Origin of the sequence: Pseudomonas sp. LjRoot277 (assembly GCF_964253845.1) — a bacterium.
Classification (GTDB): domain Bacteria; phylum Pseudomonadota; class Gammaproteobacteria; order Pseudomonadales; family Pseudomonadaceae; genus Aquipseudomonas.
Genome location: NZ_CAXURI020000001.1, coordinates 4,840,022 through 4,862,944 on the forward strand (window position 1 = coordinate 4,840,022; position 22,923 = coordinate 4,862,944).

The following is a 22,923-nucleotide window of genomic DNA, read 5'->3' on the forward strand; positions in this document are numbered from 1 at the left end:
TTTTCAAGCGATGGCCAAACGGTGTTCCAACAGGTCTTCAAGCTCGTCGAGCAACTCATCACCGCGCAGCAACTCGTAATGCCCGCCCGCCAACAAGCGATCAACGCCGTGGCTACCGACCTGAGACTCAAACACCCGACGTTCATCGTCGCGTTCGGCCACCCACCAGCGATGAGCCGTGACCTGAATCGCCGGCAGTTGCCGATGCGCCAGCGCCAATTGCTTGAGGCGTGAGCCAGTGGCGAAGATCTGCGTGAGTTCCCCCGCGCCCAACGCCGCTTGCTCATTGGAGCCGTGCATGGCCGCCTCGATCACCGCCGTGGAACCCTCACGCTCATTCAAATCAGCGGCTTTCAGCGCAATCAATGCCTGAGCCTCATCGGCCGGCAGACCGAGCACAAACTTCAGGAAGTCGCCCAAGTCCTCGCGCCAGTCCCCCGCGTCTGCGGTGCCCGCTACGTAACTGTCGACCAGCCCGGCAAACGCGACCGTTTCACCCTGGGTTTCCAGTTCGTGAGCGACCAGTTGCGTCAACGCCCCGCCCAATGACCAACCCAGCAAGTAATACGGGCCCTTGGCCTGCTGACTGCGAATCCGTTGCGCATAGGCTTGCGCCATGGCCAGCAGCGACTCGTCCTGCCACAGCGGGTCAAGCAGCATCCGACATTGCAGGCCATACACCGTGCGCCGGCCTTCCAGTCGACGGGCCAGCGGTTCGTAGTCGAACACCGTGCCGAAACCGGCGTGCAGGCAGAACAGCGCCGGCACGTTCGGGATCCGCGCATTCAGCGCCAGCAACGGGTCCGGTGCAGACGCCGGCTCGGCAGCCTGATAGCCGCTGAGTTCGGCGATGCACGGCTTCTGCATCAAGTCGCGCAGTTTCAATTCGAAGCCCAATTTTGGCTGACTGCGCACCCGCGAAATGACTTTGAGCACCTGCAACGAGTCGCCGCCGAGTTCGAAGAAATTGTCGTCGATGCCCACTTGCGGCACGCCGAGCACCTCTTGCCAGATCGCCGTCAGCGCCGTTTCCAGTGCGTTGCGTGGTGCGCGATAACCGCCGAGCGCCCATTCCGGCGTAGGCAGTGCGCGACGGTCGAGCTTGCCGTTGGCCGACAGCGGGAAACGCTCCAGCACCATGATTCGCGCCGGCACCATGTAGTCCGGCAGTTGTGCTTGCAGTTCAGCCTTGAGTCGACGATCCAGCCCAACAGCACCGACCGCCACCACATAACCCACCAATTGCTTGCCGGTCGGCGTGTCATGCACCACCACGGCGGCATCCTGCACCCCGGCGCAATCACGCAGACGCGCTTCGATTTCGCCCAGTTCGATACGGAAACCACGAATCTTCACTTGCTGGTCGAGACGCCCCAGGTAGTCGATCAACCCGCACTCGCGCTGGCGCACCAGGTCGCCGGTGCGGTACATGCGGCCACCGGCCTCGAACGGATCGGGGATGAAACGCTCGGCGCTCATACCGGGACGCTGGTGATAACCGCGCGCCAGGCATTCGCCGCCCAGGTACAACTCGCCGCTGACACCGACCGGCAACGGATTGAGGTCGGCATCCAGCACATACAAGCCACGCCCGGCCACACCACGACCAATCGGCGCATACGCCGCATCGCAGGTTTCGCTGACCTCGGCACGCCACAACAGCGGCGTGACCACGGTTTCGGTCGGGCCGTAACCGTTGACCAGACGCTGCGGACGCAGAGCCCGTTTGACCTGCTCGAAACTGGCCTCCGGCACCGCATCACCGCCAAAGCAATACACCTCGACCGCCGGCGGATTGCCCAGGCGTTCGGCGACTTCGGCCATCTGTTGCAGGTACGCCGGCGGGAAGCAGGCAACCGTGACGCCATGACGATGCAACACTTCCAGGGTTTGCTCCGGCGTCCACAAACTGTCATCACGAATCACCAGACTGCCGCCGGCCAACAGCACACTCAGCCAACGCTCTTGAGCACCGTCGAAAGCGAACGACATGAAGTGCAGTTCGCGGCTGCGTGGTGCCAGTTCGTAGAGCTCGATAATGCCGCGGCAATGCCGGGCAATCGGACCACGCGCCACGGCCACGCCTTTCGGTTGGCCGGTGGAACCGGAGGTGTAAATCAGGTACGCGAGGTGCCCCGGAAGCGGATTGGCAACCGGGCACTCGGTACTGCCAGCAACGACCAGCTGATCGAGCAACAGACGTGGCGGGCTGTCGGCCAGCGTCAGTCGTTCGCCCAGATCACTGTCGCAGAGCAACAGGCTGGCGGCCGAATCGCTCAACATATAAGCCAGTCGCTCGGCGGGGTACGCCAGGTCCAAAGGCAAATAAGCCGCCCCTGCTTTCAACACCGCAAGGAATGCGACGATGGTGCGTTCGGAACGCGGCAGCGCCACCGCCACCAGACTTTCCGGTCCGATGCCACGACCAATCAGTTGCTGCGCCAGACCATTGGCCTGAGCCTCAAGCTGTGCATAACTGACTTCCCGATCCTCGCAGATCAAGGCGACTTTCTGCGGTTGCGTGCATACATGCTGATTGAATGCTTGCAGCAAATCGGCGTTGTCGTCGGACACCTGCGGCAGACTCAAACGCGCCTCAGGCAAGCCAATGTTACCGAGCAGGCACGTGGCATCTTCCGGCAACGCACGCAGCAAACCTTCAAGCTGCGCACGAATCCGCTCTACTTCCACTTCACTGAAGCGATCACGCAGGAACAGGTATTCGACCTCCAGACCTTCTTCGTTGGCGCTGACCATCAAGTCCATCGGGAAGTTGGTGACCCCGCCGCTGCCGACCTCGGCAAAGCGCAGTTCACCTTCCTCGCCCCCTTTCAAGGCGCGGTCCACCGGATGGTTTTCGAACACGATGATGCTGTCGAACAAGCCTTGGCCACCCTGCCCGGCCCAGCGCTGAATGTCGGACAACGGCGTGTGCTCGTAGTCGCGCACCATCAGGTTGTAATCCTGCAAGTCGCGCAACCACTCGCCCAGCGGCTGTTGCGGATCGAGGGTCTGGATCACCGGCAAGGTATTGATGAACAGGCCGAGCATGTCCTGCGCGCCGGCCAGTCCGGTCGGACGCCCCGCCACCGTGGCGCCGAACGCGACACTGCGTTGGCCGCTGTGACGTTGCAACAGCAGCAGCCATGCGCCTTGCACCAGCGTGTTCAACGTCACGCGCTGACGCTTGGCGAAGCTGTGCAGTTTGCGCGTCGCTTCGGCATCGAGGTTGCTGTACATCACGCCGTGGCCGGAACCTGTGGCACCCGAAGCCTTGGCCAGAATGGTCGGCGCTTCGAGCAACGCCAGCCGTTCGCGCCAGAACCCTTCCGCCTGCGCACCGTCCTGGCGTTGCAGCCAGGCGATGTAGTCGGCGTAGCGACCGGTCAGGGTCGGCAGGCTGTCGTTGTGGTACAGGCGCAGCATGTCGCCCAGCAGACGCGAAGCACTCCAGCCGTCCAGCAACAGGTGATGGTAGATCCAGATCATCTGGTAACGGTCATCACCCAGGCGAACCAGGATGAAACGCATCAACGGCGGGCAGCTCAGGTCGAAGCCCTTGGCCTGTTCCGCAGCCGCCAGTTCGCCCAGCGCCTGCTCAGTGTCGGTGCGGTCACGCCAGTCGAGTTCTTCGATCGGCAGCTCAACGTCGGCGAACACCGCTTGCAGCGGATCGGCCAGACCATCGCGCCAACGGAACGCCGCGCGCAGCACTTCATGACGTTCCACCAGGGTTTGCCAAGCGGCGCGGAAACGCGGCACCTGCAAGCCGTCCACCGCCACGCTCAACTGATTGACATAGGGGTTCAGCTCCGGCGAATCGAGGCAATGGAACAGCATGCCTTGCTGCATCGGCGACAGCGGATACAGGTCTTGCAGACCTTCGCGGGCGGCGATGTCGATGTGCGGCACCAGCGCAAAAGCCGGGACTTTCGGCGCTTCAACCAACGCCGCTTCACGGCTGGTCGCCACCGCAGCAAGTGCCCGAATGGTTTGCTGCTCGAACAGTTGCTTCGGACTGAACACCAGCCCGCGCTGCCCGGCACGACTCACTGCTTGCAGGGAAATGATCGAGTCACCGCCCAGCTCGAAGAAGTTCTCGGTGACGCCCACCGACTCCAGCCCCAGCAGTTCCTGCCAGATCTCCACCAGCAATGTTTCGGCCGGCGACGCAGCGGCGACTTGATCGTGGTTCTGCCGGGTTGCTTCCGGCGCTGGCAGGCCCTGGCGATCAAGCTTGCCGTTCGGCGTCAGCGGCAACGCGGCCAGGCACATCAAATGCGCCGGCAGCATGTGCGCCGGCAGACGGCTGCGCAGGTGCAGGGTCAGCGCTTCACGCAAATCGTGCTCGTCGGTGAGTGGATCGCGCGGCACCACGTAGCCAACCAACTGGCGGCTCACCGGGCCTTCGCGATCGATCACGAACGCTTCACGCACGCCTTCGTGTTCGAGCAGGCAGGCTTCGATTTCGCCGAGCTCGATACGGAACCCGCGAATCTTCACTTGCTGGTCAATGCGGCCGAGGTACTCGACGACACCGTCAGCGCGGAACCGCGCGAGGTCGCCACTGCGATACAAACGCGCGCCCGGCACGAACGGATCCGGCACAAAGCGTTCAGCCGTCAAGTCCGGACGTTGATGGTAACCACGCGCGACGCCCTCGCCGCCCAGGTACAACTCGCCCGCCACGCCAACCGGCAACGGCTGCAAGCCGCCGTCCAGAATATAGGCGCTGCGGTTGCCGACCGGCCGGCCAATCGGCATGAATGCCGAGTCGAATTCGGTATCCGGATACGCCAGCCAGATCAACGGCGTGATCACCGTTTCGGTCGGGCCGTAGCCGTTGATCAGGCGCTTGGGTTGCAGCACCTGCTGGACCTCATCAAAGGCGTGTTTGGCCATGCCTTCACCGCACGGGGTGTAGGAGCGGATCGGCAAATCGCGCCCCGCTTCGCCCATGAATTCGGCGATCTGCCCCAGATAGGTCGGGGTGAAGCAGGCGATGGTAATGCCGTGCTTTTCGATCTCGGCGCAGGTGCGCTCCACACTCCACAACTCGTCGTCGCGGGGCATTACGGCCGAACCGAACACCAGCGGCGTCAGCCAGCGCTCGTGAGCGCCGTCGAAGCTGATCGAAGCGAATTGCAGCTCGCGATCGTCCGGCGTCATGCCGTACAACTCGCCGATCGACAGGCAATGCATGGCCAACGGACCGTGGGCCACGCTGACGCCTTTCGGCCGGCCAGTGGAGCCCGAGGTGTAAATCAGGTACGCGAGGTTTTCGCCGCAGGTGAGGTTGACCGGGTTGCTTTCCGACATGTGCTCCAGCGGCTCGCAGTCGACCTCCAAGACCGACAGGCCTTCCGGCAACGGCAGTTTTTCCCGCTGCCACGATTGGCTGATCAGCAGCGAAATGCCGCTGTCTTCCATCAGATAACGCAGGCGCTCGGCCGGGTACGCCGGGTCCAGCGGCACGTAAGCGCCGCCGGCCTTGAGGATCGCCAGCAGGCCAATGATCATTTCCGGCGAACGCTGCATCGCGAGGCCGACCCGCACTTCCGGGCCGATGCCCAGTGCGCGCAAGCGATGGGCCAATTGGTTGGCGCGGCGGTTGAGCTGGTCGAAGCTCAATTCCAGATCGTTGAAGATCAGCGCCGTGGCGTCCGGGCGAGCAACGGCCTGGGCCTCGATCAACTGATGCACGCAGAGCGGGTTTTCCGTCGCGGTGAACGCGGGGTTCCACTCCACTAACTGTTGCGCACGTTCCGGCGCGGTCAGCAGATCCAGTTCACTCAATGCAGCCTGTGGCGCGGCGACCATCGCTGCCAGCAACGCGGCCAAATGCTCGCTCATGCGGGCAATCGCCTCACTGCTGAAGTGAGCGCACTGGTAGCTCCAGTTCAGGCTGAGCTGGCTTTCGGCAGTGGCCGCCAGCGTCAGCGGGAAGTTAGTGCGCTCATGGTTCTGCGGGATCGAGAAGCTCAAACCGGCCGGCGCACCCTGTTGCAGCGCCTCGGCGACCGGGAAGTTTTCGAACACCAGCAGGCTGTCGAACAGCGGCTCTCCGGCACGCCCGGCCCAGCGCTGAATGTCGCCGAGGGCGGTGAATTCATGCTCACGCAATTCCAGGTTCTGCGCCTGCAAGCGGGTCAGCCACTGGCCGACGCTTTCAACCGCGTCCGGGCTGCTGATCACCGGCAAGGTGTTGATGAACAGGCCCAGCTGACTTTCAGCACCCGGCAAGTCCACCGGCCGCCCCGCCACGGTCGCGCCGAACGCGACGCTGCGTTGACCGCTGTAACGTTGCAGCAGCAGTGCCCAGGCACCTTGGACCAAGGTGTTGAGGGTGACCTTTTGCTGACGGGCAAAGTCGCTGAAGCGTTTGCTGGTGGCGACATCGAAGGTCTGGCGATGATCGGCAAATTCCGCCGTCGACAGGTTTTTACTGTCGCCATGGGCCAGGCTCTGGGCCAACAGGGTCGGGTTGTCGAGGGTCGCCAGTTGCTCGCGCCAGAACAGTTCGTCAGCCTGCGCATCCTGACGTTGCAGCCAGCCAATGTAATCGGCAAAACGCCCAATCGGCGCCTGCACGTCTTGCCCGGCATAACGCTGCAGGACTTCGCTCAACAGCAGCGAGTTGCTCCAGCCATCGAGCAGCAAGTGATGGTGGGTGTAGATCAGTTGCTGACGCTCATCGTCCAGTCGCACCAGCGTCAAACGCATCAACGGCGCGCGGGTCGAATCGAGTTGCAGACGTTCGCTGTCGATCAGTTGCAACAGCGCTTCGGCCTGATCATTGCGGCCGCGCCAATCGAGGCAGGTCATCGGCAATTGCAGATGACGATGCACCAACTGCACCGGCACTTCGAAACCGTCAGGGAAGTGGAAACTGCTGCGCAGGATCGGATGGGTGTCGAGCACCGCTTGCCACGCGCGGCCGAGCCGTTCGGCATCGAGGCCACGGGCTTCGACGCTGAGCTGGTTCACGTAGGCGCCGGAGTCGGATTCGTACAAGCTGTGGAACAACAAACCGGCCTGCATCGGCGACAGCGGGTACAGGTCTTCGATTTGCGCCGGAGGCACTGGCAGACCATCGAGTTGCGCTTGAGTCAAACGCGCCAACGGGAAGTCCGCTGGGGTCACGCCGCCCGCGCCATCGCTCAGGCAATGGGCGATCAGCGCCAGCAACTCACTTCGGAAATCCGCCGCCAGCGCTTCGATCTCGCACAGGTCGAAGCATTCGCGGCTGAAGGTCCAATCCAGCTTCAGTTCGCCGCCATACACCTGGCCATCCACCGACAGCCAGTTAGGCAACGGTGCATCGGTGGATTGCGCGGCACCGCTGGATTCGCTAGCCGGGGTGAACAGCGCGTCCTCGGCAAAACTCTGGTCGAACTGGCCGAGGTAGTTGAAGGTCACGCGTGCTTGCGGCAACGCGGCCAGTGCCGCTTGGGTCGCGGCATCGCCCATGTAGCGCAACAGGCCGTAGCCCATGCCTTTGCCGGGAATCTCGCGCAGTTGCTGCTTGATCGCCTTGATCGAACCCGAAAGGTCGGCGGTCGGCGTCAAGCGCACCGGGAACAGGCTGGAGAACCAGCCGACGGTGCGGGTCAGGTCGATGTCGTCGAACAGCTCTTCGCGGCCATGGCCTTCGAGCTGAATCAGCGCCGAGGCGTCACCGGTCCAGCGGCTGAGGGTGCGGGCCAGTGCGGTCAGCAGCAGGTCGTTGACTTGAGTGCGGTAGATCGCTGGCGCCTGTTGCAGCAACTGGCGGGTCTGTTCGCGGTCCAGGCCGATACTGACGCCTTGGCGCAGATGCCCGGCCTGACTGGCTTGGGCATTGGTGGCTGGTAGCGAATCATTCGCCACGCTCAGTTGCGCCTGCCACCAGTTCAGTTCGCCGGCAGCGGTTTCGGAACGTGCGTATGCGTCAAGCTTGTCGGCCCAGGCCTGGAAGGCGCTGGTCTTCGGCGGCAGTTCTTGCCCTTGGTAAGCGGCCTGCAAATCTTCCAGCAACACCCGCCAGGACACACCGTCCACCGCCAAGTGGTGGATCACCACCAGCAACCGCTGCGAGCCATCGGCCTGAGCGATCAACGCGACGCGCAGCAGCGGACCGTCTTGCAGGCTGAGGCTGCGTTGAGCTTCATCGCACACCGACTCCAGCGACGCATCGCTGGCCACGCGGGCGGTCCAGAGCATGTCGATCACATCGCAGCTATCGGCCCCGACATACCGCGCCGACCATTGGCCATCGACCTGACTGAAGCGCAAACGCAGCGCGTCATGTTGCTTGAGCAGACGTTGCAGCGCGGCTTGCAGGCGTGGCAATTCGAGGGTTTCGCGCGGCACCAGCAGCACTGCCTGGTTCCAGTGCGCGCGTTGCGGAATTGGCTCGTCGAAGAACCAGCGCTGGATCGGCGTGAGTATTTGCACACCGTCCACCGGCCCTTGTTGCGCCAGCGGTGCCGCCTGCTCTTTGACCACGGCGGCCAGCGCTTGCAAGGTTTGCTGCTGGAACAAGTCACGCGGTTGCAGGCTCAGACCCGCACGACGGGCACGGCTGACCACTTGGATCGAAATGATCGAGTCGCCGCCCAGTTCAAAGAAGTTGTCCTGACGCCCGACCTGCTCCACGCCCAACACGTCCTGCCAGATCTGCGCCAGCACCTGTTCATGCTCGCTGCGTGGCGCTTCGAACGCGCGCTGACTGACTTGCGCGGTGGGCGCGGGCAGGCGTTTACGGTCGAGTTTGCCGTTGGGGCTCAGCGGCATTTGCTCGATCAGCACGGTCTGCGCCGGCACCATGTAATCCGGCAGGCTCGCCAGCAAATGGCTTTTCAGGGTTTCGCGCCACGCGCCTTGCTGCTCGGCATCGGCGCTGACCAAGGCTCGATCTTGCGGCACGATGTACGCAACCAGTTGCTTGCCGCTCGGGCCGTCGAGGGCCAGTACCACGGCTTCCTGCACGTCCGCATGTTCTTGCAGACGCGCTTCGATTTCGCCCAGTTCGATGCGCAAACCGCGAATCTTCACTTGGTGGTCGATACGCCCGCAGTAGTCGATGGCGCCATCCGCGCGATAACGCGCCAGGTCACCGGTGCGGTACAGGCGCTCGCCGCTGCCGAACGGGTCGACCACGAAACGTTCCGCAGTCAGCGCGCCACGACGGTGGTAACCGCGCGCCAGACCGACGCCGCCCAGGTACAACTCGCCCACCGCGCCCAGCGGCAACGGTTGCAGTTCGCTGTCGAGGATGCAGGTGCGCAGATTGGCGATCGGGCGGCCGATCGGCACGCTGTCACGGCCCTCCTCCACGCAGGTCCAGTGGGTCACGTCGATGGCCGCTTCGGTCGGGCCATACAGGTTGTAGAGATTGGCTTGCGGCAGGCTGCGCAGCGTCTGGCGTTGCAGTTCCATCGGCAGCGCTTCACCGCTGCAAATGATCCGTTGCAGCGAGGTGCAGGCCAGCGCCTCGTCGGCACTGATGAATGCAGAGAGCATCGACGGCACGAAGTGCAGCGTGGTGATCGCCTGTTCGACGATCAACGCGGCGAGGCGTTGTGGATCGCGATGCTCGCCCGGTGCGGCGATCACAAGTGTGGCGCCCTTCATCAGCGGCCAGAAAAACTCCCACACCGACACGTCGAAACTGAACGGCGTTTTTTGCAGCACGCGGTCCGTAGGCCGCAAGTTGTAAGCTTGCTGCATCCACTCCAGACGGTTGTGCAGCGCCACATGGCGGTTACCCGCGCCTTTCGGTTTGCCGGTGGAACCGGAGGTGTAAATCACGTAGGCGAGGTTTTCTGCGATGGCCAGGTTGGGCAGGTCGGTGCCCGGCAGATCGCTCAGCCAGTCAGCCTCGGCGTGCAGGCACAAGGTGCGCACGTTGTCCGGGGTCGGCAGTTGCGCCAGCAGATGTTCCTGAGTCAGCAACAGCGAAATGCTGCTGTCCTCGATCATGTAGCTCAGGCGATCAATCGGGTATTCCGGGTCCAGCGGCACATACGCGCCACCGGCCTTGAGAATGGCCAACAGGCCGACGACCATTTCAAACGAGCGGTCGCAGGCAATCCCCACCAGCACTTCAGGGCCAACGCCCTGGGCACGCAAGTGATGGGCCAGACGGTTGGCACGCAGGTTCAGTTCGGCGTAACTCAGACTCTGGCCCTGGAATACCAGCGCTGTCGCGTCACCGTTTTCAGCCACACGTTCTTCGAAATGGCGCTGCACGTAGACTTCGCCCGGATAGCTTTGAGCCGTGTCGTTCAGGTCATCGAGGATGCACTGGCGCTCGTCGGCATCCAGCAACGGCAGCTCGGCAAGCGGGCATTGCGGGTTCGCCAGCATACCGGCCAACAAATTGCGCCAGTGACGCGCTAAATGCTCGATGCGCTCGGCGTCGAACAGATCGGTGGCGTAGGTCAGGCTGGCGAACAGCTTGTCGCCCTCTTCCTGCGTGTCCAGTTGCAGATCGAACTGCGTGGTGTGCGCCGTGGCGTTCAGCGCTTCGACGCGCAGGCCGGCGAGCAAACCGCTGACCGCCGCCGGTTTGGCTTGCTGATGGTTGAACATCACCTGGAACAACGGGCTGTGGCTCAGGCTGCGTTCACCTTGCAGCGCCTGCACCAGACGCTCGAACGGCAAGTCCTGATAATCCTGGGCATCCAGCGACGCGGCGCGGGTCTGGTCGAGCAATTGGCTGAAGGGCAGACGTCCGTCCAGTTCAGCACGCATCACCTGGGTGTTGACGAAGAAGCCGATCAGGCCACGGGTTTCCGCGCGATTGCGGTTGGCAATCGGCACGCCGACCCGCAGGTCGGACTGACCGCTGTAGCGATAGAGCAAGGCCTGGAAGCTCGCCAGCAACAGCATGAACGGCGTGACGCCGCGCTGTTTGGCCAGGCTCATCAGACCGCTGGCCAAGGTCGCATCGAGGGCGAAATCCAGACGCGCGCCGCGCTGGCTCGGCTGCGCCGGGCGTGGGCGATCAGTCGGCAATTCCAGCAGCGGCTGTTCGCTGCCCAGGGTCTCGCGCCACCAGTTGAGTTGACGCTCCAGCTCCCCCGCTTCCATCCAGCGACGTTGCCACAGGGCGTAGTCGGAGTACTGGATCGGCAACGCTTCCAGCGCTGCATTCTGCCCTTGGCAATGCGCGGCGTAGAGCCGGGAAAACTCCTCCACCAACACGCCCATCGACCAGCCATCGGTGACGATGTGGTGCAGGGTCAGCAACAGCACATGGTCTTCGGCGTCGAGCTGCAACAGGCTGACCCGCAACAGCGGACCGTGCTGAAGATCGAACGGCCGGGCGATGTCCTGATCGACCGCTTTCATGGCCAGATCGAGACGCTGTTCCAGAGGTTCATCGCGCAGGTCGATCTGTTCAATCGGCAGCGAGGTGAACCCGGCCAGCGTCTGCACCACCTGACCGTCGTCTTCGACGAAACGGCTGCGCAGGCTCTGATGCCGCTCCAGCAGCACGTCGAAACTCTGCTGCAACGCCGCGACATTCAGCGGCCCGTGCAAACGCAGCGCGGCGGGAATGTTGTAAGCGGAACTCTGCGGATCAAGCTGCCAGAGGAACCACTGGCGCTGTTGCGCGTACGACAGTTCGAACGTCGTTTGCGGCTCGGCAGCGGGCGGAATCGGCAGTTGGCCAAAACTCACGCCCTGCTCTTGCATGCGTGTCAGAAACTCGCGGCGCTTGTCGGCAGGCAGGCCGGCGAAGCGGGTGGCGATACGCTGGGCAGTGGTGTGTTCCATCAGTTGATCTCCATCTCGTCGAGAAGCGACTCAAGCGCATCAAGACGTGCATCGTTGTCAGCCGGGGCGTGTTGCCCGGCCATGGCGGCATAAGCCTGAAGGTCGGTGGATTCGAACAGCGCACGCAGCGGCAGCTCGATGCCCAGTTCCAGTTCCACGCGGGCACTGGCCTGGGCGGCGAGCAACGAATGCCCGCCCAGTTCAAAGAAATTGTCGCGCCGGCCGATCTGCGCCACGCCCAGCACGCTGGCCCAGATGTCGGCCAGTTGCCGTTCGAGATTGCCTTCGGGGGCTTCGAATGGGCGTTGCCATTCCTCGGCATCGGGCACCGGCAGGGCCTTGCGGTCGAGCTTGCCGTTGCCGGTCAGCGGCAAGGCGTCCAGCAACAACCAGTGGCTCGGCACCATGTAATCCGGCAGATCGACCTTGAGCGCGGCGCGCAGGTTGTCGCGCCAGGCGATCGGGTCATGCGGAGTGTGCTCGGCTACCACGTAGGCGCACAGTTGCGGACCTCCGTCGCCGGCATGCACGCTCAACACCGCTTGGCGCACGCCCGGTTGGGCCAGCAGCGCGGCTTCGATTTCACCCAGTTCGATGCGGAAACCACGGATCTTCACTTGCTGGTCGATCCGGCCGAGGTAATCGATGCTGCCATCGGCACGCTGCCGCGCCAGGTCGCCGCTGCGATAGAGGCGCTGCGACGCGTCGAATGGGCTCGGCACGAAACGCTCGGCGGTGAGGCCGAAACGCCCGTGGTAACCACGCGCCAGACCAGCGCCGGCGATGTACAACTCGCCCGCCACGCCCACCGGCACCGGTTGCAACTGGCTGTCGAGCAGGTACCAGCGCAGGTCGCGGATCGGCAGGCCAATCGGGCTTTGGGCCTTGCCGTCGAGGTCGGCCAGGCGGATCGCACGGTAGGTCACGTGCACCGTGGTTTCGGTGATGCCGTACATGTTGACCAGGGTTGGCTGTTGGTCGCCGAAGCGCTCGAACCATGGACGCAGGCTCGCGACTTCCAACGCTTCGCCGCCGAAAATCACCTGACGCAACGCCAGGTTTCGTTCGCTGGCGCAGGCAATCGGCAACAACTGGCGGAACGCGGTCGGGGTCTGGTTCAACACCGTCACGCCTTCATCACAGAGCAAGCGATGAAACTCTTGCGGCTCGCGGCTGATGTAATACGGCACGATCACCAGACGCCCGCCGGTGCACAGCGAGCCAAACAGCTCCCACACCGAGAAATCGAAGGCGTAGGAATGGAACAGCGTCCAGACATCGTCCGGGCCGAAGTTGAACTCGGCAGCGGTGGCGCTGAGCAGACGCCCGACGTTGCCGTGGCTGAGCAATGCGCCCTTCGGCCGGCCGGTGGAACCGGAGGTGTAGATCACATAAGCGAGGTTTTCTGGGGAGACCAGCGCTGGCAAGTTATCGGCGCTGAAGACATCCAGTTGCAACGACTCCAGGCTCAGCACCTGCACGCCGTCGCGGGCCGGTAAACCGTCGATCAAGTGTTGTTGGGTCAGCAGCAACGTGATGCCGCTGTCTTCGATCATGTAGCTCAGGCGCTCGGCCGGGTATTGCGGATCGAGCGGCACATAGGCGCCGCCGGCCTTGAGAATCGCCAGCAAGCCAACCACCAGCGACATCGCCCGTTCGGTGGCGATGCCGACGCGCACCTCTGGGCCGACACCCTGCTCGCGCAGTTTGCGCGCCAGTCGGTTGGCCTGAGCGTTGAGCGCAGCGTAGCTCAGTTGCTCGCCTTCGTAGACCAGTGCGATTGCGTTCGGTCGCTCGGCAGCCTGGGCTTCGAACAAGTGGTGCAGGGTTGGCGACGGCGGTTGTGCCTGGAACATCGGATTCCAATGCTGGATCAGCGCATCGCGTTGCGAGGCTTGCAGCAACGGCAGTTCGGCGACGCGCTGCTGCGGATCGGCGACCACCGCTCGCAGCAGGTTCAGCCACTGCTCGGCGAGGCGGTTCATCGACGCCTCGTCGTACAGGTCAGTGGCGTAAGTCAGACTGGCATCGAGTTCTTCGCCCTGCTCATGAGTGTCGAGTACCAGATCGAATTGCGTGGTGTGTTGCTGCCAGTGCAGACGCTCGACCTGCAAGTCGGCGACGCGACGCTCGACGCTCGCGCCCAACTGCTGTTGATGGTTGTAGAGCACCTGGAACAATGGGCTGTGATTGAGGCTGCGGTCAGGCTGCAAGGCGTCGACCAACTGCTCGAACGGCAAGTCCTGATTAGCCTGCGCGCCCAATGCAACCTGTTTAACCTGTTGCAGCAAAGTGCTGAAGGACTGCTGCCCATCGATCTCGGCACGCAGCACCTGAGTGTTGATGAAGAAGCCGATCAGGCCTTCGGTTTCCAGGCGCGAACGACCCGCACTCGGTACGCCGACGCTGATGCTCGACTGCCCGCTCTGGCGATGCAGCAAGGTCTGGAAGCTGGCCAGCAACAGCATGAACAACGTCACCTGTTGTTCCTGGGCACGGTGACGCAAACCCGCCAGCAACTCGCGGTCAACGTTCAATACCAGACTGGCGCCGCGCTCGGTGCGACGGGCCGGACGGGTCAGTTCGCTCGGCAATGCCAGTGGTGCCTGGCTGCCATCCAGTTGCTCGCGCCACCACGCCAGTTGGCGTGCACCCTCCCCGGCCTCCAGCCAGTCACGCTGCCAGCGGGCGTAGTCGCTGTAGTTCACCGGCAGGCTCGACAGGTTCGCAGCCTTGCCTTCGACGACCGCCTGATACAGCGCGCTGAATTCATCGACCATGACCTGCATCGACCAGCCATCGGCAGCGATGTGGTGCACGGTGAGCACCAGCACATGTTCGTGAGTGTTCACTTGCAGCAGCAACACGCGCCATAGCGGGCCGTTGCGCAGGTCGAACGGACGGGCGATTTCTTCGGCGACGGCATTGTCGATCAACGACTGATCGAGCGTGCGGTGTTCCAGTTGCAGCGCCAGGTTGTCGTGCAGCACCGGACGCGCCTGCTGGCCGTCCTGCTCAAAGGTTGTGCGCAGGGTTTGGTGACGGGTCTGCAGTTGAGTGAAGGCTTCGCGCAGGGCTTCGCGATTCAGCGAGCCCTTCAGGCGTAGCGCGGCTGGAATGTTGTAGGCCGAACTTTGTGGGTCCAGTTGCCAGAGAATCCATTGGCGTTGTTGGGCGTACGACAGAATTTGTGGCTGATCGACCGCTGCACGTTGCAGCACCGGTTGGCCGCTGACGTTCGCCAGTGCTGCACGTTCGGAAAATTCCGCCAGATTCGCGGCGGAGAACAGGCTGCTCACCGACAGTTCAAGCTGCAACTGCTGACGTACGCGAGAGATCACCTGAAGCACCAGCAACGAGTGTCCGCCCAACTCGAAGAAGTTGTCGTCGCGGCCCACGCGTTCGACCTGCAACACTTCCTGCCAGATCAGCGCAAGTTGCGTTTCAAGCCCTTGGGCCGGGGCCACGAAGTCACGTTGTGCATCGCCAGCTTCAGCACGCGGCAAGGCTTTGCGGTCGAGTTTGCCGTTGTTGTTGAGCGGCAATTTGGCCAGCAGAATCAGGTGGCTTGGCACCATGTATTCCGGCAGCGACTGACGCAAAACTGCTTTTAGGCCTTCCAGATATTTCGTCTCTGAAACCACCGCGCCGTTGGCCACGACATACGCCACCAGTTGCGAACCGTCCTGAGCGATAACCGCCGCTTCGCGCACCTCCTCACGAGCTTGCAGGCAGGCTTCGATCTCGCCCATTTCAATGCGGAAACCGCGGATCTTCACTTGATGGTCGATGCGGCCGACGTATTCCAGATTCCCGTCAGCGTTGTAGCGCGCCAGATCGCCGCTGCGGTACAGCCGCGCGCCCGGCTCACGGGCGAATGGGTCCGGCAGGAAGCGTTCGGCGGTCAGCGCCGGGCGGTCGAAGTAGCTCTGAGCGAGGCTTGCCGGCGCGCCGATGCACAGTTCGCCGACGCCACCGTTGGGCAGCAATTGACCCGCCGCGTCCAGTACATACAGCGCGCGACCGGCGATAGCACGACCAATCGGAATGCCGAACGCATCGTTGGCATCTTCGAGACGGCATTCGTGAACGCTGGACACCACGGTCGCCTCGGTCGGGCCGTAGGTATTGAGCAAACGCACATGGCTCAAACCAGCCTGATGCCATAAACGCAGACCTTCGACCGACATCGCTTCGCCGCCGACGTGAACCTGGCGCAACTCACCGAGATTGCGCACCACACCGCTCGCGCATTCGCGGGCCAGCAAGTACCAGTAAGCCGCCGGCAAATCCGCCACGGTCACGCCTTGCTGGACGATTTCGGCAGCGAGGCGGCCGGCATCCCACACATCATCGCCGCGCATGATCAACGCCGCACCGACGCACAGCGCCGGGAAGCACTGCTCGACGAAGCCATCGAAACTGAAGGTCGCGAACTGCAACACGCGGTCCGACGCCGACAGCAGCGAATAGTCGGCAGCGGTCTGGCAGAACTCGCGCAGCGCGGCATGGGCGATGGCCACGCCTTTGGGTTGGCCGGTGGAGCCGGAGGTGTAGATGACGTACGCCAGATCTTCGGCGAGCGCGTGGTTTGGCGGATTGCTGTCGGAGTAGTCGGCGTTATCTTCGAGGCGGAGACGTCGCACGCCTGGCACATTTTCCAGCAGACCGGACTCGCACAGCAGCACGTCGAGGCGGCTGTCGTCGATCATGTAGGCCAGGCGTTCAGCCGGGTATTTCGGGTCCAGCGGAACGTACGCCGCGCCGGTTTTGAGCACCGCCAGCAGGCTGACGATCAGTTGCGGACCACGGTTCAGCGCCAGGCCGACGCGCTTGCCGGGGCCGGCACCGTTTTCGATCAAGCGATGGGCCAGTCGGTTGGCCTGCGCGTTCAATTGGCCGTAGCTCAAGGTCTGACCATCGACCTGCAATGCCATCGCGTCCGGGGTGGCGGCGGCCTGAGCGGCGATTTGTTCGTGTACCAAAAGCGTTGTGGATAACTGAACCGCGGCCGGTTGGCTGACCGCGAGTACCGCGGCTTTGCCATCAACATCGAGCAGTTCCAGCGCGCCCAATGCCGCGTCCGGCTGCGCCACCAGTTGCGTCAGCAGATGCTGCAGATTGGCCGACAACTCAGCGACCTGCGCCGCACTGAATCGCGCCGCGTCGTAGCTGAAGTCCAGGCTAAGGCCTTCGCCCAGTTCGATGCCCAGGGTCAGCGGATAGTGCGTGCGCTCATGGTTGTGCAAGTTGCCGAACGACAACCCGGCCGGTGCACCCTGTTTCAGCGCCTCCGCCACCGGAAAGTTTTCGAACACCAGCAGGCTGTCGAACAGCGCCGAACCCTGCTGCCCCGCCCAGCCCTGAATGTCGTAAAGCGGCACATGCTCGAACTCGCGCATGGCCAGGTTCAACCCTTGCAACTCACCCAGCCATTGGCTGACGGTTTGATCCGGCTTCATCGCGCACACCAGCGGCAGCGTGTTGATGAACAGGCCGAGCTGCTCTTCGATGCCCGGCAGCGGAGCAGAACGCCCGGCCACGGTGGCGCCGAACACCACGCAATCCTGGCCGGTGTAGCGTTGCAGCAACAGGCTCCAGGCCGCTTGCAGCACGGTGTTGAGGGTGACCTTCTGCTGACGGGCGAACTCGGCCAGACGCTGGGTCGCGCGGCTGTCGAGGGGGATGCGGTATTCCTCGCTGCCCTCGGCGCCCACCGGCGGCCGCAAGGCTTCGGCCAGTAACGTAGGGGCTTCCAGCGGTGCCAATGCCGCTTTCCAGAACTGCTCGCCAGCGACGGCCGATTGCTGCTGCAACCAGCCCAGATAATCGCGGTACTGCCCGGTCGGTGCCGGTAGCGACTGCCCGGCGGTGTAGTGCTGGATCACTTCGGCCAGCAACTGCGCGTTGCTCCAGCCGTCCATCAAAATATGGTGGCTGGTGTAGATCAGGTGCCAGTCATTGACGCCCGTGCGGACAAGCTTCAAGCGGAAAAGCGGCGCGCTGCCCAGTTCGAAACCCAGGGCACGTTCGGCGTCGGCCAGCGCATCGGTGTCGGTCGCTTCAAGCAGTTCAAGCGGCAACGCGACGTGGCGGACAATCGCCTGATGCGCGGTGTCGAGGCCTTGCCAGAGGAAACTGCTGCGCAGAATGTCATGACGCTCCAGCGCGGTTTGCCAGGCGTCGGCAAAACGCTGAGGGTCGAGGCCCTGAATGTCCAGGCGCAACTGACTGATGTAGGCGCCGACTTCGGGTTCGTAGAGGGTGTGGAACAGCATGCCCTGCTGCATCGGCGACAGTGGATAGAGGTCTTCAAGTGTCGCGACCGCCACTGGCAATCCATCGAGCTGCGCCTGACTGATGCGCGCCAGCGGGAAGTCCGACGGTGTGGCTTGCGGCGCTCCAATGGCACAGCAGTGGTCGATCAACGCGTTGAGTTCCAGCGCGTAATCGTCCGCCAGACGCTGAATCGTCGCGGTGTCGAACATCTCGCGGCTGAAACCCCAGCTCAGCGACAACTCACCGCCGTAGACCTGGCCTTCGACCGTCAGCCAGTTGCCCAGCGGTGCCGATGGATCTTGCGCGATACCGTTGCCTTCAGTGGACGGCACAAACATCGCCGCATCGTCGAACTGACGGTCGAACTGCCCCAGATAGTTGAAGGTGATACGCGGTTGCGGCAATGCCGCCAATTCGGCGCGGATCGCCGATGTGCCGAGGTAGCGCAGCGCGCCATAGCCGAGGCCTTTGTCCGGCACGGCACGCAGTTGTTCCTTGATGGATTTGATCGACGCGCCGAGATCGCTGGACGGCATCAGATTGACCGGGAACAGGCTGGTGAACCAACCGACGGTGCGGGTCAGGTCGATGTCATCGAACAGGTCTTCGCGGCCATGGCCCTCAAGCTGAATCAGCGTGCTGCCCTGCCCGCTCCAGCGGCAAACCGCCCTCGCCAGCGCGGTCAGCAGCAGGTCGTTGACCTGGGTGCGATACGCCGCCGGAGCCTGTTGCAGCAGTTTTCGGGTTTGCTCGGCGTCGAGTTTGAGTTCGAGTTTTTGTTCGAAGCGGTTTTCCAGTGCGCCGGTTGGGCGATCGCATGGCAGATCGCTCGGCGCGTTTTTCAGTTGGGTCTGCCAGTGTCCGAGGCTGTTTTCAAAGACTGGCAGATGAGCTTGCAGACGGGCGACCCAGCGTTGATAGGTGCTGGTTTTCGCCAGCGACATATTACCGCCGCTATAGAACTGCTGAAGGTCTTCAAGCAACACGCGCCAGGAAACACCGTCCACCGCCAGGTGATGAATGACCAGCAGCAAACGCTCGGTACCGTCGGCCATCGCAACCAGCAGCGCGCGCATCAGCGGGCCATTTTGCAAATCGAGACTGCGTTGGGCTTCGTCGCACAGAGCGTTGAGTTCTACGAGCGATTGCGCCTGACGCTGCCACAACACTGATTCAGTGGTCGGCGCGGCGTAAGCCTGCTGCCAGCTGTTTTCGGTCTGTTCGTAGCGCAGACGCAAGCTGTCGTGATGCGTCAGCAATTGCTCAAGAGCGCGATCCAGCGCCTCGATGTTCAACGCCTCGCGCGGCACCAGCAGCAGCGACTGGTTCCAGTGCTGACGCTCAGGGATCGCTTGCTCGAAGAACCACTGTTGCACCGGAGCCAACGCCACCGCGCCAACCGCTGGACCTTGTTCGACCAGCGGCTGCTCGCCGCTGCGAGCGGCCTGGGCCAGGCTGCGGATGGTCTGGTGCTGGAACAGGTCTTTGGGGCTCAACACGATCCCGGCCTGACGCGCACGGCTGACCACCTGCATGGAAACGATGGAGTCGCCGCCCAGTTCGAAGAAGTTGTCTTCCAGACCGACGTTTTCGATCGCCAACACGTCCTGCCAAATCGCGGCCAGGGATTTTTCCATCGCAGTGCGCGGCGCGACGTGTTCGCGTTGTTGCTGCGAGCCGTCAATCGCTGGCAAGGCCTTGCGGTCGAGTTTGCCGTTTGGGGTCAGTGGCAGCTGTTCGAGGAACAGCAGGAACGCCGGGACCATGTAGTCCGGCAGATGTTGTCGCAGCGCGGCTTTCAAGGTTTCACGCTGGGTCGCTTGAGCGTCGATGTCGTCCAGTAGCGATGGATCGGTCGGCACGATGTACGCGACCAGTTGCTGGCCGTTGACGCCGTCTTGCGCCAGCACCGCCAATTCACGCACGGCCTCTTGCTGCAACAGCCGCGCTTCGATTTCACCGAGTTCGATACGGAAGCCACGCACCTTGACCTGATGGTCGATGCGACCGACGTATTGCAACGTGCCGTCGGCCTGATAACGGGTCAGATCGCCGGTGCGGTACAGGCGTTCGCCGTTGCTGGAGAACGGATTCGGCACGTATTTTTCGGCGGTCATGCCCGGACGCGCCAGGTAACCACGGGTGATGCCGGCGCCAGCCAGGTACAGCTCGGCGGACACGCCTTGCGGCACCGGTTGCAGTTCGGCGTCCAGCAAGTAGCTGGCGGTGTGCTTGAGTGGCCGGCCAATGTTTGCGCGGCCAGCAGCCTCGCGGCGGGTCCAGGTCGAATAGGTGGTGTCTTCCGACGGACCGTACAAATCGTAGACATGCTCGACGGTCGACTGCTGATACAACGCCTCCACCAGGCTCTGCTTCAACGGCTCGCCGGCGAGGTTGATGATGCGTACGCTCGGCGGGATCTGCCCGTCGCGCTGCAACGCATTGATCGCCGACGGCACGGTGTTGATCAGGCGCACCTGATCCCGGGCCGGCAGCTGCGGCAATTCCAGGGCATTGCGGGCGATGATCACCGAGCCGCCGTTGGCCAGGGTGACAAATAGTTCCCACACCGACAGGTCGAAGCACACCGACGTCGAGGCCAAAACCCCTTGAATGTCTTCGCGGCTGTAGACCGATTTCGACCAGTCGATCAGTGCCAGCACATTGCGGTGGGCGATGGCCACGCCTTTGGGTTTGCCGGTGGAGCCGGAGGTGTAGATCACGTAGGCGAGGTTGTCTGGTGTGACGCGGGTCACCGGCGCATTGCTTGGGTAAGCGGCCCACGCCCTAGCGTTCATCAGCAACACTTGCGTATCAGCCGGCACGTTTAATGTTGCGGCGACAGCCTGTTCAGTAAGAAGCACCAGCGCGCGGCTGTCTTCGAGCATGTAGGCAACGCGTTCGGCCGGGTAATCCGGGTCCAGCGGCACATAAGCGCCGCCCGCCTTGAGTACCGCCAGCAGCGCCACCAACAGGTTGTTGGAACGTTGCATCGCCACGCCGACCCGGACTTCCGGCCCCACGCCCAGCTCGATCAGCTTGTTAGCCAGACGATTGGCCTGATGGTCGAGCTCGGCGTAAGTCAGCTGCTCCGTGGCAAAGGTCACCGCCAATGCATTCGGGTTCGCGACGACTTGCTGGCTGATCAGCTCATGAATGCACAGGTCCTGCGGGAAGCTTTCGTCAGCGCGATTCCAGTCATGCACGATGCGTTGATATTCGGCGTTCTCAAGCAGCGGCAAATCACTGATGCGCTGCTGCGAATCACTGACCATGCCCTGCAACAAATGCGTCCAGTGTTGCGCCATGCGCGCGATGGTCGCCGCGTCGAACAGGTCGTTGGCGTAGGTCAGCGCGGCGTGCAGCTTGCCGCCCTTTTCATAGGTGTCGAGGGTCAGATCGAATTGAGTGGTGCGCCCTTCCCACTCGATCACGCCCAGCGCCAGGCCGGACGCGGTGCTGACCGTAGAAATATCCGCGACTTGCGGCTGGTGGTTGTACATCACCTGGAACAGCGGCGTGTGGCTGAGGCTGCGTTCCAGTTTGAGCGCCTCGACCAGGCGCTCGAACGGCAAGTCCTGATGGGCCTGGGCACCGAGGGCGGCTTCCTTGATGGCACGCAGCAAGTCGCCGACACGGGTCTGGCCGTCGAGCTGGGTGCGCAGCACCTGGGTGTTGACGAAGAAGCCGATCAGGCCTTCGATCTCGGCGCGATTACGGTTGGCGATTGGCACGCCGACGCGGATGTCGGTCTGCCCGGTGTAGCGGTGCAGCAGCGCGTTGAAGGCGCCGAGCAACAGCATGAACAGGGTGATGTTGTGCTTCTGCGCCGTCGCTCGCAGTTGCTCGGCCAACTGAGCGTCGACGGCGAACTCGTAACGGGTGCCGCGATAGCTCGGCATCGCCGGGCGCGGATGATCGGTGGGCAGTTCCAAAACCGGGTGCTCGTCGCCCAGCTGCGCCTGCCAGTAGTCGAGTTGACGCGCTTGTTCGCCCGCCTCCAGCCAGCGGCGTTGCCACAACGAGTAGTCGCTGTACTGGATCGGCAATGGCGTGAGTTGCGGTTGTGCGCCCGCCTCAAAGGCGTCGTAGCAGCGGATGAATTCGTCGATCAGCACGTTCATCGACCAGCCGTCGGAAACGATGTGGTGCAGGGTCAATAGGAGGACGTGTTCCTGCTCGGCGAGTTTGAGCAAGGTGACGCGCAGCAATGGGCCGGTTGCCAGATCAAACGGCAGCACCGATTGCTGCTCGGCCGCTTGGGCGACCGACCTTTCGCGCTCCGTGGCCGGTAATGCGCTGAAATCCACCTGATCGATGACCAGCGGCGCGCTGGCCGGCACTTGTAACAAAGTGTCATCGGCCTGGCGCTGGAACACCGTGCGCAGGGTTTCGTGACGTTCAACGAGGCTGGCGAACGCTTGTTCCAGCGCGGACAGGTTCAAGTGCCCGGTCAGTCGCACCGCGCCCGGCAGGTTGTAGGCGCCGCTTTGCGGGTCCAGCTGCCAGAGAACCCACATGCGCTGCTGGGCGTATGACAACGCCTGGCGATCTTCGGCTTCGACGCCGGCAGGAATCGGAAATCGGGCGAAATCAACGCCTTCCTTTTGCAAGGCCGCGAGGAACATCTGGCGCTTTTCCAGGGGCAACCCGATAAACCGGCGAGCAAGTTTCAAGGAGTCTTCAGCATTCATTTCTTAGCATCCGGATCAGTGGCGGGAAGCACAAAGGCACGTCGTCCCTATAAAACGAATGCAGACCGGAAAAATTAGCGAATGAGAACAAGTATCAGAGAGGAGGGATATGGCGAGGATAGTGAGGCTGCTGCAAATCAAAATGTGGGAGCGGGCTTGCTCGCGAAGGCTGCGTGACATTCAA

2 protein-coding genes are annotated in these 22,923 nt (G+C 63.0%); both read right to left on the bottom strand.

Annotated features, from left to right (window positions below):
* Positions 1 to 3: 3 nt before the first annotated feature.
* Positions 4 to 11,766, bottom strand: coding sequence for a non-ribosomal peptide synthase/polyketide synthase (locus tag ACSQ87_RS22830; RefSeq protein WP_436274438.1), 11,763 nt, complete (start codon positions 11,764 to 11,766; stop codon positions 4 to 6).
* Positions 11,766 to 22,739, bottom strand: a complete 10,974-nt coding sequence (locus ACSQ87_RS22835; RefSeq protein ID WP_436274439.1) for an amino acid adenylation domain-containing protein — start codon at positions 22,737 to 22,739, stop codon at positions 11,766 to 11,768. Before ACSQ87_RS22835 ends, ACSQ87_RS22830 begins: the two co-directional genes overlap by 1 nt.
* Positions 22,740 to 22,923: the final 184 nt, after the last annotated feature.